This window comes from Marinobacterium mangrovicola, from assembly GCF_004339595.1.
Classification (GTDB): Bacteria; Pseudomonadota; Gammaproteobacteria; order Pseudomonadales; family Balneatricaceae; genus Marinobacterium_D; species Marinobacterium_D mangrovicola.
Window position 1 is genome coordinate 437,076 of the sequence record NZ_SMFU01000007.1, and the last position, 12,906, is coordinate 449,981.

The following is a 12,906-nucleotide window of genomic DNA, read 5'->3' on the forward strand; positions in this document are numbered from 1 at the left end:
ATCTACTTTATAGCAGACCAAGGGCCAGCGCCGGGAAGGCGATGATCAGTGCCAGACGCACGATATCTGACAGCACGAACGGCAGCACGCCTTTGTAGATCGAGCCGATCGAGATATCGGGTGCGAACGCTTTTATCACGAAGACGTTCATGCCGACCGGTGGCGTAATCAAGCCAAGTTCGACGGTGATAACCGCAACGATGCCGAACCAGATCGGGTCGAAGCCCGCCGCCTGAACCAGCGGATAAACCACAGGCACGGTCAGCAGCAGCATGGCGATACTATCCATGACACAGCCAAGCAGCATAAACAGGATCAGTACGCAGATCAGAATCATGAACGGTGTCAGGTTCAGACTGTCGACGAAATCCACCAGTTCGAACGAGATGCGTGACACGCTGAGGAAGTAGCCGAACACTTCGGCGCCGATGATCATGAAGAAGATCATGGCGGAGGTGATCATGGTCTCTTGCAGAGCTTCGCGGAACTCGGCGAAGTTCATGCCGCGCCAGATAGCAACGATCAGCGTAGCGAAGGCGCCAATGGCCGCAGCCTCGGTTGGCGTAAACAGACCGGTGTAGATACCGCCGATGATAATTGCGAATACCGCGGTGAAGGGGATCAGACCCTTAAGACCGATCAGCTTTTCGCGCAGGGTAGTCGCTTCACCGGGGGTCGCCAGCTCCGGCTTGAACTTGACCAGCAGGCTGATGGTTACGCAGTAGAGCACGAGGCCAAGGATGCCCGGGATCATACCGGCAATGAACATATCGCCGACAGACTGTTCGGTGATCAGTGCATACAGCAGCAGGGCGATAGAGGGCGGAATCATGATGCCGAGGGTGCCGCCGGCCGCCAGGGTGCCGGTGGCCAGAGAGTCAGCGTAGCCGTGCTTCTTCATCTCCGGTAGCGCAACGCGTGACATGCTGGCCGCAGTTGCCACGGAGGAGCCGGAAATGGCAGAAAAGATGCCGCAGGACAGAATGGCTGCCAGCGAAATACCGCCGCGCCAGGCGCCAAACAGTGCCCGAGCCCCGGAAAATAGCTGATCAGACATCTTCGCCCGCGAGGCGAACACACCCATCATGATGAACATCGGGATGGGGCTGAAGCTGTAGTTGGAGAGGGTTTCAAACGGGCCATTTTCAAGAATAGCCATCGCCGGATCAAACGCGATGATCCAGGAGAAACCGACAAAACCGATGGTCGCCATGGACAAGGCAATAGGTGCCCGCAGCGCCATCATGACCAGCATCAAACCGATGCAGATCAGACCTATAGTTGCAGAACTCATGCGCTAAACCCCATTGCTGTGCAGAAACGTTGCTTGGCGACCAGCAGGGCGCGGATGGCCAGCATGGCGGTAGCAAACATTGTCAGTGCGTAGATGTAATTCATCGGGATCAGCAGGTCCTGGGTGGTGGTACCACTCATGGCCGCCCCGTGAATCGCTTCATAGAACCGGATTGTCATGCCGGTGCCGAGCAGGGTGTAGCCGAGAAAGTAGATTCCCTCGAGGAATGACTTTTTGCGGTCGCTGAGGCGTTCGGTGAACAGGTCGACAACCACCTGAGAGCGATCCACGCAGTAGGGCAGTGCGAACAGAATGGTGAACAGCAGGCCGTACTTGATGATCTCGATCCCACCGATAAAGGTGAGATCGATACCGCCGTCAGTCACTTTAAAGACGAAGCGTGTGGTGACGTCCAGAAGGACGGTCACCATCATCGCAACGATTAGCACTCCGCTTATCTGCTGCATCAGAGACGCAACAGCATCGACCAGGCGCGTAATCTGTTTCATGGGTTACTCCGTTCGTGTTACTGGCAGAGATCTGCCAGTTCCATGGTCCGTGCGTACACGTCACGAGCGGGCATTCCCTTTTCTTCCAGCTCACTCAGGTAGGATTCGGTCGCTGCATCAAGTACCGGTTTCCAGTCCGGGTTCTCGCCACCGCCTTCGATTGTGACGATGGTGTGACCAGCGGCGACAGCGTCCTTACGGCCAGCAGCGTCCATGTCATCGAAGACCTTACCGGTCTTGTCGGCCCACTTCATACCGGAGTTATCATCGATCACCTTTTTCAGGTCATCCGGCATGGAGTTGTAAACGCGGGTGTTCATGGTGACCACGAAGGAAAGGCTATACAGACCACCAATTTCGGTGTGAGTGTTGGCCAGTTCGTTGAGACGGAAAGACTTCATGCCTTCCCACGGCAGGGCGACTCCGTCGATTACGCCACGCTGCATGGACTGGTAGGACTCAGGAGCGGGCATGCCGACCGGCTGAGCTTCCAGCTCTTCAAGCAGGTTGGCAACCACTGAGGTCGGGCGGCGGATGCGCTTGCCGGCCAGGTCAGACGGCTTCTCTACCACGGTATCCTTGAGGTGGAAGTGGCCCTGGCCGTGAGTAAACAGGAACAGCGGCTTGGTGTCTTTGTACTCGTCGGCGATGAGGCCTTCGTCATACAGTTTCTGGATAACGCAGGAGCCCTGCTGTGCGTTCTGGACAACGCCCGGCAGTTCGACAATCTGGGTCAGCGGGAAGCGGTTGGCTGTGTAACCCTGCACGGTTGCAGCCATGTCGGCGATGCCGTTGACGGTGGAGTCATACAGCGCCGGCGGCTTAGCCAGTGTGGAGGAAGGGTACATCTCTACGGCGATACGGCCATTGGACTCTTCTTCTACCGCTTTTGCCCACTCCTGGAACACGTTTTTGCTGACATCAGCAACGGCCGGGAAAAAGTGTGCAAAACGCAGAGTGTAATCGGCAGCCATCGCCTGAGTGGTTCCAAAGCTGGAGGCTGCAATTGCAGCGGAGAGCGCGGCCGTCTTCATAATTGTTTTCATAGGTTTCGCCTCGTGTCTTGTTATGCTTTTCCAAGTTGTTGTTATTATTATGGTTGTTATCGTTTAGTTAGGATGTTGTTGGGGTACCGCGGGGGCCTGGTAACAAGCCCCATGGTTTTTCATTAAAACGGGTGCTTCATTAAAACTGTTCCGTATCGATCTCTTTCTGCTGCGCTTCGCTGTAGCGCGGGCCGTAAACAGTGCTCTGGTTGATCAGCGCGTTCAGGCGCTCCAGCGTTCTCGGGTCCAGCGAAACCTCATCGGCTGCCAGGTTCTCTTCCATATGGGAAGCGAAGCGGGTGCCGGGGATCGGTACGATGAAATCGCCCTGTGCCTGAACCCAGGCCAGTGCCAGCTGGGCGGGGGTGCAGCCTGCTGCTTCGGCGATCTGAACGTATTCGTTGAGCAATTTCAGGTTTTCCGCGTAGTTGTCCGCATTGAAGCGCGGCATGTTGTTGCGGATATCCTTGGCTTCCAGCGTGCTGACGTCACGCAGAGAGTTAGTCAGAAAACCGCGTGCCAGCGGGCTGAAAGCGACAAATGCGGTGCCGGTCTTACGGCAGTGCTCAAGTACCGCAATCTCAGGGTTGCGGGACCAGAGTGAGTATTCGGTTTGCAGCGCGGCGATGGGGTGTTCCTGCTGCGCGCGTGCGAGTGTGGTGGCGGATACTTCGGACAGGCCGATAGCGCCGATCTTGCCTTCGCGTACCAGATCGGACAGTGCGCCTACGCTCTCTTCAATTGCCACATTGGGGTCGAGGCGGTGAAGGTAGTAGAGGTCGATGGTTTCAGTCTGCAGACGACGCAGGCTGGCTTCACACTGGCGCTTGATGGTTTCCGGGCGACCGTTGATCTCTTTCTTGCCGGTCTCCTGGCTGATTTCCATGCCGCACTTGCTGGCCAGGAAAAATGACTGGCGCTTCTGTTTCAGTGCTTTGCCCACCAGGGTTTCGTTCTTGCCGCCGCCGTACAGGGTGGCGGTATCGAAATGGCGGTAGCCCATATCGAACGCGGCATGCAGCGCATTGATCGCTTCGTCTTCAGCCAGCGGCGTACCGTAGGCGTGGGAGAGGTTCATGCAGCCCAGGCCGATGCCGGGGTTGGAGAACTTCTGATCCAGAGTCGTAGTCATCAGTGCGGACCTCATTTGCTGCAAGGTGTAACGGGAATTAACCGGCCCCGGGGGGGAGGAGCCGGTCAAAGAACGTGCTTAGCCTTCGGCCAGGCACTGTTCCAGGCGGTTCAGTGTTTCCATTGCTGGCAGGCACTGAGCTACGCTGGAATTCGGTTCACGGCCTTCGGTTACCGCCGCGATAAATTCGCGGTCCTGCAGCTCGATACCGTTGTTGGAAACTGCAACGCCAGTCAGATCAACCGGGTTTTCGTTACCGTCTACCAGATCATCGTAACGGGCGATGTAGGTGCCCTTGTCACAGATGTAACGGAAGAAGGTGCCGAAAGGACCATCGTTGTTGAAGGACAGGGACAGGGTGCAGATCGCGCCGCCTGGCACTTTCATGCCGATGCTCATGTCCATGGCGATACCCAGGTCCGGGTGATGCGGGCCTTCCAGAGCCTGGACTTTCTCAGCGGTTTCACCGGTCTGGTACTGGAACAGGTCAACGGTGTGGCAGGCGTGGTGCCACAGCAGGTGGTCGGTCCAGGAACGGGCCTGACCCTTGGCGTTGGTGTTGGTGCGGCGGAAGAAGTAGGTCTGAACGTCCATCTGCTGAACTTTCAGCTCGCCGGCCATGATCTTGTTATGGATCCACTGGTGGCTCGGGTTGAAGCGGCGGGTGTGGCCAGCCATCGCAACCAGACCGGTCTTCTGCTGAACTTCAACCAGCTTGCGGGCGTCTTCGATGTTGTCCGCCATCGGGATCTCAACCATCACGTGCTTGCCCGCTTCCAGGCACTGGATCGCCTGGGAGGCGTGCATCTGGGTCGGAGTCGCCAGGATAACGCCGTCGACGTCGTCGCGGGCCAGGGCTTCAGCCAGGTCTGTGCAGTAGTGGCCAACGCCGCGCTCTTCAGCGAATGCACGGATCACGTCTTCTTTGGTGCCAACAACTGAAGTCACTTCAGCGCCTTCGATAGCGGCGATGGCATCCATATGTTTCATACCGAACGCGCCGGAAGCGCCTGCGACACAAAGTCTCATCTGATTATCTCCTAAGCGGGTTCATTCTCTAATACTTATAGGGGATGGCGGAGTTGGTTTCTCCAGACACCCTGCAATTCAAGGTCTTACGGGCTTCAGCCTGAAAATCTGGCTGATTTTTCTACGTTAATAGCTTAGCCCAGAGTACAGACCTATTCGCTTTGGTGAATTCAATGTAGCACCGTCGCAGGGATATTGGATAATTGAATAAGTATAAATGGTATTCAAAAAAAGCAATTTGGGATGCGCAGCCCTTATAGGTCGTCATATTGCTGTGCAGCATTGCGCAACATGTCGAGGAAGGCTTTCTGGGTGGGGGTGGCCTGCCAGTTGCGACGCATAGTAATGCCGATGGGGCGGCGCGTATGGCTCAGCGCGAAGGGGATCACGCGGAGCAGACCGAGGGCGCGTTCATGTTCGATCTGGTGGCTGGAGATCAGGGTCAGCCGATCGCTGCCAAGCAGCAGTTCGCGGATAAGTATTTGCGAACTGGTCTCCACCAAACCCTTGGGCGTCGGAATGCCGTGGTCGGTAAACAACGTATCAAAGAAAACGCGAGTGGGTGCGCCGGCGCGGGGAACAACCCAGGGATAGGTGGCCAGGGTTTCCAGGTCCAGCGTGCGCGCATACTCCAGTGGATGGCCACGTCGGCCCACTACCGCCAGCGGTGGGGCGATCAGTTCCTCCTGGATAATGTCGTCGGTGGGCGGCGGAAAACGCAGGGCTCCAATCAGAAAGTCCAGGTCGCCGTGGCGCAGGTGGTTGAGCAGGTCGGTATAGGGCGCATCGACGATATTGATGCCGACGTGGGGGTGCTCTTTGGCGAAGTCGGTTATCACCGTTGGCAGAATAGAGGTACGTGCCAGCGGCATACTGCCGAGCACGATCTTGCCCACCTCCCGTGACTGCAGAGCGCTGATCTCGTAGTAGCCCTGATTGATCTCCGAGAATCCCAGTTTGGTGGCCCGTGCCAGCGCCTTGGCCGCCTTGGTGGTGTTGATACCGGTACTGGTTTTCTCGAACAGCGGCACCTCAAGCAGCTGCTCCAGCTCGCGGGCCGCGCGGTGCAGTGATGATTGGGACACGCCCAGGTTGCGACTGGCTATACTGAAGTTCTCAGCCTCGCTGACGGCTACCAGCGCCTTTAACTGGGTGGTCGTCAGCATCGGCAGCAGGCTGGTCTGAGCGCTATGGCTGCGGCTGGAACGGTTCTTCAGCGCTTCCATGGCGCCCTGCTCGATATAGTCGAGACAGCGCCGGATACGATTGTGCCAGACGCTGCCGGCGGCAGTGGGGTACATGCCGTCGGAGTGGCGCTCGAACAGCTCTGCCTGCAGCAGCTGTTCCAGTTTGGCGATAGCCTGGGTGATGGCGGGCTGAGATAGAAAGACCCTCGGTGCTGCCTGGCTGATGCTCTTGCAGGCGGCGACTTCGAGAAACACACGAAGGTGTCTGAGGTTGGGGATAGTCAGGTCCATAACAGCTTCCAGAATACCTGTTTTTGTTAGTGCTATATCAAAATCTAATAGCTATTCGGCCAAAATGAAATAGCCAGTTTGTATCTCGGGCATCAATACTGGTCGCATGTGTAATGTCGGCGCCGGGCGTTTTGTCGCTGTGACAGCTGCTCTAGAGCGGTTTTTAGCAGGGTGGGTTGGCGTCGATAACTGCGAAAACAAACTTTCCGCGTGATTTGCGCGTGAGCAGAACAAGAGAGTTTTGACATGATAATCGACTGCCATGGCCACTACACAACAACACCGCCACAGGTGGGTGAGTATCGCGAGAAACAGAAAGAAGCGGTTGCCAAAGACCCCTCTTTCGTCGGCGAGAAGGGAAGCATCGTTATCAGCGATGACGAGATCCGCGAATCGATCGTGAACAACCAGCTCAAGCTACAGCAGGAGCGCGGTACCGATCTGACTATCTTCTCTCCCCGTGCCAGCTGGATGGGCCACCACGTCGGTAACGAGCACACCAGCCAGTTCTGGACCGAGCATCAGAATGACCTGATCCGTCGCGTTTGCGACCTGTTCCCGAACAACTTCGTACCTGTAGCTCAGCTGCCGCAGTCTCCGGGCGTTGATCCGGCCAAATCTGTTCCGGAAATCATCCGTACCGTCGAGCAGATGGGCTTCATCGGCATCAACCTGAACCCGGATCCGAGTGGCGGTCACTGGAACGGTTCTTCCCTGGCTGATCGTTCTTTCTACCCGATCTACGAAAAAATGGTCGAGTACGATATTCCGGCCATGGTTCACGTCAGCGCTTCCTGCAATGACTGCTTCCACACCACCGGTTCTCACTACCTGGGTGCTGATACCACCGGCTTCCAGCAACTGATGATGTCCGACGTGTTCAAGGACTTCCCGGAACTGAAAATCATCATCCCGCACGGCGGTGGCGCTGTTCCTTACCACTGGGGTCGTTTCCGTGGTCTGGCTCAGGATCAGGGCTTCGATCTGGCTGAGCGCGTACTGAATAACGTTTACTTCGACACCTGTGTTTACCACCAGCGCGGTATCGATCTGCTGCTCGATATCATCCCGACAAAGAACATCCTGTTCGCCTCCGAAATGATCGGCGCTGTACGCGGTATCGATCCGGAAACCGGTCACTACTTTGATGACACCAAGCGCTACATCGATGGCAACACCGTCCTGAGCGCTGAGCAGAAGGCGGACATCTTCGAGCACAACACTCGTCGTGTCTTCAGCCGTCTGAAAGTCTGATCCCGGTATCGAGAATAGGAGTTCCCATGAAAGAGACAGTTGTAGTTCAGAAGATTGAACGTGCTGATCAGGCTGTGATTGATGGCCTGGCCGAGTGTGGCGTTGCCACCATCCATGAAGCTCAGGGCCGTGTAGGTCTGCTGGCGCACTACATGCGTCCGATCCAGCAGGACGTGGCGGTTGCCGGTTCTGCCATCACCATCTCCGGGGCTGCCGGCGACAACTGGATGATGCATGTGGCGATCGAGCAGTGCCAGAAAGGTGACATGCTGGTATTCGCACCGAGCTCTCCGTCGGTACACGGCTTCTTTGGTGACCTGCTGGCGACTTCCGCCCAGGCACGTGGCGTTGTCGGTCTGGTGATCGATGGCGGCGTGCGCGACACCAAGGACCTGCGTCAGATGAACTTCCCGGTATGGTCCAAGGCTGTCTTTGCTGAAGGCACCATCAAGGAAACCGTGGGTTCCGTGAACGTACCGCTGGTCTGCGCCGACGAGCTGGTCAACGCCGGTGACGTTGTTGTCGCTGACGATGATGGTGTCGTAGTTGTACGCCGCGAACACGCCGCTGAAGTGCTCGAAAAAGCACGCAAACGCATGGAACTGGAAGAAGCCAAGCGCGTGCGCCTGGCCAACGGCGAACTGGGCCTGGATATCTACGACATGCGCCCGCGCCTGAAAGAGAAGGGCCTGAAGTATGTCTGATGGCGTACGCTGCATGTGGATGCGTGGCGGTACCTCCAAAGGGGGGTACTTCCTGGCATCCGACATGCCGACCGACACGGCCGAGCGCGACGCCTTCCTGTTGCGGGTCATGGGTTCGCCCGACCCGCGCCAGATCGACGGCCTCGGCGGTACTGATCCGCTGACCTCAAAGGTCGCGGTGGTCAAGCCGTCTGAGCGTGACGATGCCGATGTGAGCTACCTGTTCCTGCAGGTGTTCGTCGATCAGCCGATCGTTACCGATGCGCAGAACTGCGGCAACATCCTCGCCGGCGTCGGCCCCTTCGCTATCGAACGTGGGCTGGTTGAGGCTCAGGATGGTGAGACCGAAGTGCGCATCTTCATGGAAAACACCGGCCAGATTGCCACCGCGCGAGTCAGCACGCCCGGTGGCAAGGTGAGCTACGAAGGCGACGCCAAGATCGATGGCGTGCCTGGCTCATCGGCGCCGGTGCCTATCACCTTCGAAGATACCGCAGGCTCAAGCTGCGGAGCGCTGCTGCCCACCGGCAATGCGGTCGATGTGATCGACGGCGTTGAGGTGACGATGATCGACAACGGCATGCCGGTAGTCGTGATGCGCGCCGAAGATATGGGTATTACTGGCACCGAAAGCCGTGAAGCGCTGGAAGCGAACGAAGAGCTGCGTGCCAAACTTGAGTCGATTCGCCTGCAGGCGGGTCCGCTGATGAACCTGGGTGACGTCAAAGAGAAGTCGGTGCCTAAGATGACCATGGTCAGCAAGGCAACCGAGGGCGGCGCCCTGTCTACCCGTACCTTTATTCCGCATCGCTGCCATGCCTCTATCGGTGTGCTCGGCGCGGTCAGCGTGGCGACGGCCGCCGTGCTCAAAGGTGCCCCGGCAGCGGATATCGCGGTGATTCCCGAAGGCCAGCGCAAGACGTTGTCCGTGGAACACCCGATCGGCGAAATGACCGTGATACTCGATATGGACGACGCCGGGGAGGTCGCGCAAGCGGCTATCCTGAGAACAGCGCGCAAGCTGTTCGATGGCGAAGTCTTTACACAACAGAATTGATAGCAGGTGCTGCAAGATGATGGATCCTGATTACCTCCCGTTCCACGCCAATCCGAGCAAGCCTGAGTTCAAGGCGCCTGCCGGTGCGGTTGATGCTCACTGCCACGTCTTCGGCCCGGCGGACAAGTTTCCGTACCACCCGAAGCGTAAGTACACCCCCTGTGACGCATCCAAAGAGCAGCTGTTCGGCCTGCGTGACTACCTGGGCTTCTCCCGCAATGTGATCGTGCAGGCTTCCTGCCACGGCACCGATAACGCGGCGCTGGTTGATGCCCTGGAAACCGCCGGTGAACTGGCGCGTGGCGTGGCCGTGGTTGATCCGGCGATCACCGTGGAAGAGCTGGAAGTGATGGACAAGGCCGGCGTTCGCGCTGTGCGTTTCAACTTCGTCAAGCGCCTGGTCGACACCACCCCGAAAGAGGTGTTCCTGTCGATCGCCGAGAAGATCAAGCCGCTGGGCTGGCACATCGTTGTCTATTTCGAAGCACCGGACCTGGAAGAGCTAATCCCGTTCCTGAATGAGCTCGACACCACCATCGTGGTTGACCACATGGGCCGTCCGGACGTGACCAAGGGTGTCGATCACCCGGACTTCCAGCGTTTTGTCGATTTCATGAAGAACAACGACAAGGTGTGGGTGAAAACTACCTGCCCGGAACGTCTGACTCAGACTCCGCCGGATTACAGCGACGTTGTGCCGTTCATGAAGACCCTGGTCGAGCAGTTCCCGGACCGCTGCCTCTGGGGTACCGACTGGCCGCACCCGAACATGAAATCCCACACACCGGATGACGGCAAGCTGGTGGATGTTATTCCGCAGATCGCCGTTACCGAAGAGCTGCAGCAGAAACTGCTGATCGATAACCCGATGAAGCTCTACTGGTCTTAAGACCATCGCGCATCCGGGCGTAATCGCGCCGACAACCGAAGCACCCCAACAAAGCTTACGGTTGTCGGCGCGTTTTGCCGATGCACCCGTGACGACACGAGGGTTCGACAATGACTAACTATAAGATGAAGGATATCGAAGGCACCGTGCACTTCGATGGCGAGATGGCCACCAAAGGCTTCTACTTCAACAAAATGTGTTACTCCTTCAACCATGAAGAGAACCGTCAGGCGTTCCGCGATGATCCGGAAGCCTACATGACAAAATACAAGTTGAGTGAAGAGCAGAAGCAGGCGGTCCGTGACCAGGATATCAACCGCATGCTCGAACTTGGTGGCAGCATCTACTACCTGGCCAAGTTTGCAGGCATCTTCGGCTGGAACATGCAGGTGATCGGCGGAATGATGTCCGGTCGCACAACAGAAGAGTTCCAGGCATATCTCGACAGCCAGGGCAGGGGGAAGAACAATGGCTAAAATCATCGGTGGTATCACCACTGCACACATCCCGGCCATCGGCGTCGCCATGGACAAAGGGCTCGAGAACGAGCCGTACTACCGCGACCTGTTCGCCATCTACCCGCCGATCCGCGAGTGGCTGGCAGAGGAAAAGCCGGATATCGCCGTGCTGTTCTACAACGACCACGGTCTGGAGATGTTCCTCGACAAGAAGCCGACCTTCGCCATCGGTTGCGCGCCGGAATATGAAAACGCCGATGAAGGCTGGGGCATCAAGCCGATTCCTCCGGTCACCGGCGAAACCGATCTGAGCTGGCATATCGTCAACCACCTGATCGAAAACGATTTCGATCCCACTGTTTGCCAGGACATCAAGGTTGACCACGGTGCTACCGTGCCGCTCACTCTGTTGTGGCCGAACTTCACTTACAAGGGCATCAAGGTCATCCCGATTTCCATCAACTGTGAACGTCACCCGATGCCGAAACCTTCACGCAGCCTGGCGTTCGGCAAGGCGATCGGTGATGCGATCCGCTGCTGGGATAAGGACTCCAAGGTCGTGCTGCTGGGCACCGGCGGTCTGTCTCACCAGCTGGATGGTCCGCGTGCCGGCATCCTGAATGCCGAGTTCGATAACTGGTGCATGGACAAGATCGTCTCCGATCCGGAAGCGATCTGCCAGTACAGCAACGTCGAGCTGGTTGAAAAGGGCGGCGCCCAAATGGTCGAGATCGCCATGTGGCTGGCGATGCGAGGCTGTATCGAAGGCGAAGTCGAAGAGCGGATGCGTAACTACGTATCGCCGATTTCGAACACCGCAGTAGGTGTTCAGCTGTTGATCCCCAAGGATTAACAGCAAGGGAGAAACAACACTCTATACGGCTTAGTGTTGTGTAAGGAGAGTAAAGCGGCGTTCCGAAAGGGCGCCGCTTTTTTTGTCTGTACACACCGTGATCGCGCTGATGTATGGTCTTTGCCAGAGATCAAGTGCAGGGTGAATGCCGGTGTCCAAAACGGTGTTTGCAGTGATTAAACGGGCCAGGGCGGAAGGAAAAGGACATGCCTCATTGCGTGATAGAACACTCCAACAGCATTGGTGCTGACGAATTATTGAAGGCAGTCTTCTCTGGTGCTTTGAAAACGGGGCTGTTCGAGCCTGACGGCAGCGATATAAAGGTGCGTGCCCTTGGGTATGAGAGCTATATGACGGGCCCGTCAAAAGCGGATTTTGTCCATGTGGCGGTGCGCATTCTGTCAGGCCGATCGCCTCGGCAGAGATCAGAACTGTCAGGATCTGTTTTCAACGAGATCGCTTCGCTGGGCTATCGTGATCTGTCGATAACCGTGGAGATCGTGGATATGGACCGGGACAGCTACCGCAAGGGTATATAAGGGCGGTCGGATCGCCCTTGATCGATTTCGGCGAAAGGGTGAAGTGCTAGTGTTAAACAGGGAAAGTTACGTGGAAATGTTTGAAACAGACAGGCTGCAGGTCAGGCCGCTGACGCAGGATGATTGCCCCGCCCTGACCGAGATACTGAGTGATCCGGCAGTGATGCAGTATTCGGTTCGCGGTGTCTGTGATGAAGCGGCCACCCGAAAGTTTATCGACTGGTGTCTGGAGTGCTATGCGTCCAGCGGTTTGGGTCCCTGGGGGCTTTTGGATAAATTCTCGGGTGATCTGATTGGCTTCTGTGGCATCGGGCCTGAAGAGGTGGCCGGTATCGAGGAGATAAACCTCGGCTATCGTTTGGCACAAAGATACTGGCATCAAGGGTATGCCACAGAAGCGGCCGAAGCCGTGCTGGCTTATGCGTTCAGTCAGCAACTTGCCGCATCGGTGGTTGTTATTATCGAACCAGAGCATATCGCGTCTTTGAGAGTGTGCGAGAAAGTGGGTTTCAGGCACTACACCCCTCTCGTATTCCATAATCGCCCCGTGCGCGTGTATCGGATGCTGATAGCGGACTGGCGTGATCAGCAGGGATCTTCTCCGGGCTAACCTTCAGAGCGGGTGAAGTGGGCGGCCGTTGTCTATAGAATACGCGCCCTCTGA

14 protein-coding genes are annotated in these 12,906 nt (G+C 57.1%); 8 read left to right on the forward strand and 6 right to left on the reverse strand.

The window, feature by feature from the left end; all coding sequences use genetic code 11:
- Positions 1-7: 7 nt before the first annotated feature.
- From CLV83_RS02845 to CLV83_RS02870, 6 genes are all read right to left on the reverse strand, one after another.
- Complete coding sequence (locus CLV83_RS02845; RefSeq protein WP_132287225.1) at positions 8-1,294, reverse strand: TRAP transporter large permease; 1,287 nt, start codon at positions 1,292-1,294, stop codon at positions 8-10.
- The gene (locus CLV83_RS02850) at positions 1,291-1,803 is read right to left on the reverse strand and encodes a TRAP transporter small permease (RefSeq protein WP_165900222.1); all 513 of its coding nucleotides are present in this window, start codon (positions 1,801-1,803) and stop codon (positions 1,291-1,293) included. The genes CLV83_RS02845 and CLV83_RS02850 overlap by 4 nt, the downstream gene beginning before the upstream one ends.
- 17 nt (positions 1,804-1,820) lie before the next feature.
- Positions 1,821-2,849 (reverse strand): TRAP transporter substrate-binding protein, encoded by a 1,029-nt coding sequence (locus CLV83_RS02855; RefSeq protein ID WP_132287228.1) that lies wholly within the window; start codon positions 2,847-2,849, stop codon positions 1,821-1,823.
- Between the two features lie 139 nt (positions 2,850-2,988).
- Complete coding sequence (locus CLV83_RS02860; protein ID WP_243642260.1) at positions 2,989-3,981, reverse strand: aldo/keto reductase; 993 nt, start codon at positions 3,979-3,981, stop codon at positions 2,989-2,991.
- A gap of 78 nt (positions 3,982-4,059) precedes the next feature.
- A complete protein-coding gene (locus CLV83_RS02865; RefSeq protein ID WP_132287231.1) occupies positions 4,060-5,010 on the reverse strand; it encodes a Gfo/Idh/MocA family oxidoreductase in 951 nt (316 codons plus the stop codon).
- 254 nt (positions 5,011-5,264) lie between these two features.
- Positions 5,265-6,488, reverse strand: coding sequence for a LysR family transcriptional regulator (locus tag CLV83_RS02870; RefSeq protein ID WP_104002525.1), 1,224 nt, complete (start codon positions 6,486-6,488; stop codon positions 5,265-5,267).
- Positions 6,489-6,734: 246 nt separating this feature from the next.
- Between CLV83_RS02870 and CLV83_RS02875 the strand changes: the two genes are divergently transcribed.
- The 8 genes from CLV83_RS02875 (at position 6,735) to CLV83_RS02910 (ending at position 12,852) form a co-directional block, all read left to right on the forward strand.
- On the forward strand, positions 6,735-7,742 hold the full coding sequence (locus CLV83_RS02875) for an amidohydrolase family protein (RefSeq protein WP_104002524.1): 1,008 nt from the start codon (positions 6,735-6,737) through the stop codon (positions 7,740-7,742).
- A 26-nt stretch (positions 7,743-7,768) separates the two neighbouring features.
- Complete coding sequence (locus tag CLV83_RS02880) at positions 7,769-8,446, forward strand: 4-carboxy-4-hydroxy-2-oxoadipate aldolase/oxaloacetate decarboxylase (protein ID WP_132287234.1); 678 nt, start codon at positions 7,769-7,771, stop codon at positions 8,444-8,446.
- Complete coding sequence (locus CLV83_RS02885; protein ID WP_132287237.1) at positions 8,439-9,503, forward strand: 4-oxalomesaconate tautomerase; 1,065 nt, start codon at positions 8,439-8,441, stop codon at positions 9,501-9,503. Before CLV83_RS02880 ends, CLV83_RS02885 begins: the two co-directional genes overlap by 8 nt.
- A gap of 16 nt (positions 9,504-9,519) precedes the next feature.
- Complete coding sequence (locus CLV83_RS02890; protein ID WP_207894695.1) at positions 9,520-10,392, forward strand: amidohydrolase family protein; 873 nt, start codon at positions 9,520-9,522, stop codon at positions 10,390-10,392.
- 110 nt (positions 10,393-10,502) lie between these two features.
- Entirely contained in the window at positions 10,503-10,868 is a 366-nt protein-coding gene (locus CLV83_RS02895; protein ID WP_104002521.1) for a protocatechuate 3,4-dioxygenase, read from the forward strand.
- Positions 10,861-11,703 carry a class III extradiol dioxygenase family protein gene (locus CLV83_RS02900; protein WP_132287240.1) on the forward strand — a complete coding sequence of 281 codons (843 nt, stop codon included), beginning with the start codon at positions 10,861-10,863 and terminating at the stop codon, positions 11,701-11,703. The genes CLV83_RS02895 and CLV83_RS02900 overlap by 8 nt, the downstream gene beginning before the upstream one ends.
- Positions 11,704-11,909: 206 nt before the next feature.
- Positions 11,910-12,242: a 5-carboxymethyl-2-hydroxymuconate Delta-isomerase gene (locus CLV83_RS02905; RefSeq protein WP_132287243.1), complete on the forward strand. Its 333-nt coding sequence runs from the start codon at positions 11,910-11,912 to the stop codon at positions 12,240-12,242.
- Positions 12,243-12,318: 76 nt separating this feature from the next.
- Positions 12,319-12,852, forward strand: coding sequence for a GNAT family N-acetyltransferase (locus CLV83_RS02910; RefSeq protein WP_207894779.1), 534 nt, complete (start codon positions 12,319-12,321; stop codon positions 12,850-12,852).
- Positions 12,853-12,906 lie beyond the last annotated feature (54 nt).

Coding starts and splice junctions, on each gene's coding strand:
- CLV83_RS02855 (WP_132287228.1), bottom strand. CDS start 2,849: ATGAAAACAATTATGAAGACGGCCGCGCTCTCCGCTGCAATTGCAGCC.
- CLV83_RS02860 (WP_243642260.1), bottom strand. CDS start 3,981: ATGACTACGACTCTGGATCAGAAGTTCTCCAACCCCGGCATCGGCCTG.
- CLV83_RS02890 (WP_207894695.1), top strand. CDS start 9,520: ATGATGGATCCTGATTACCTCCCGTTCCACGCCAATCCGAGCAAGCCT.
- CLV83_RS02865 (WP_132287231.1), bottom strand. CDS start 5,010: ATGAGACTTTGTGTCGCAGGCGCTTCCGGCGCGTTCGGTATGAAACAT.
- CLV83_RS02885 (WP_132287237.1), top strand. CDS start 8,439: ATGTCTGATGGCGTACGCTGCATGTGGATGCGTGGCGGTACCTCCAAA.
- CLV83_RS02905 (WP_132287243.1), top strand. CDS start 11,910: ATGCCTCATTGCGTGATAGAACACTCCAACAGCATTGGTGCTGACGAA.
- CLV83_RS02880 (WP_132287234.1), top strand. CDS start 7,769: ATGAAAGAGACAGTTGTAGTTCAGAAGATTGAACGTGCTGATCAGGCT.
- CLV83_RS02870 (WP_104002525.1), bottom strand. CDS start 6,488: ATGGACCTGACTATCCCCAACCTCAGACACCTTCGTGTGTTTCTCGAA.
- CLV83_RS02875 (WP_104002524.1), top strand. CDS start 6,735: ATGATAATCGACTGCCATGGCCACTACACAACAACACCGCCACAGGTG.
- CLV83_RS02845 (WP_132287225.1), bottom strand. CDS start 1,294: ATGAGTTCTGCAACTATAGGTCTGATCTGCATCGGTTTGATGCTGGTC.
- CLV83_RS02900 (WP_132287240.1), top strand. CDS start 10,861: ATGGCTAAAATCATCGGTGGTATCACCACTGCACACATCCCGGCCATC.
- CLV83_RS02910 (WP_207894779.1), top strand. CDS start 12,319: ATGTTTGAAACAGACAGGCTGCAGGTCAGGCCGCTGACGCAGGATGAT.
- CLV83_RS02850 (WP_165900222.1), bottom strand. CDS start 1,803: ATGAAACAGATTACGCGCCTGGTCGATGCTGTTGCGTCTCTGATGCAG.
- CLV83_RS02895 (WP_104002521.1), top strand. CDS start 10,503: ATGACTAACTATAAGATGAAGGATATCGAAGGCACCGTGCACTTCGAT.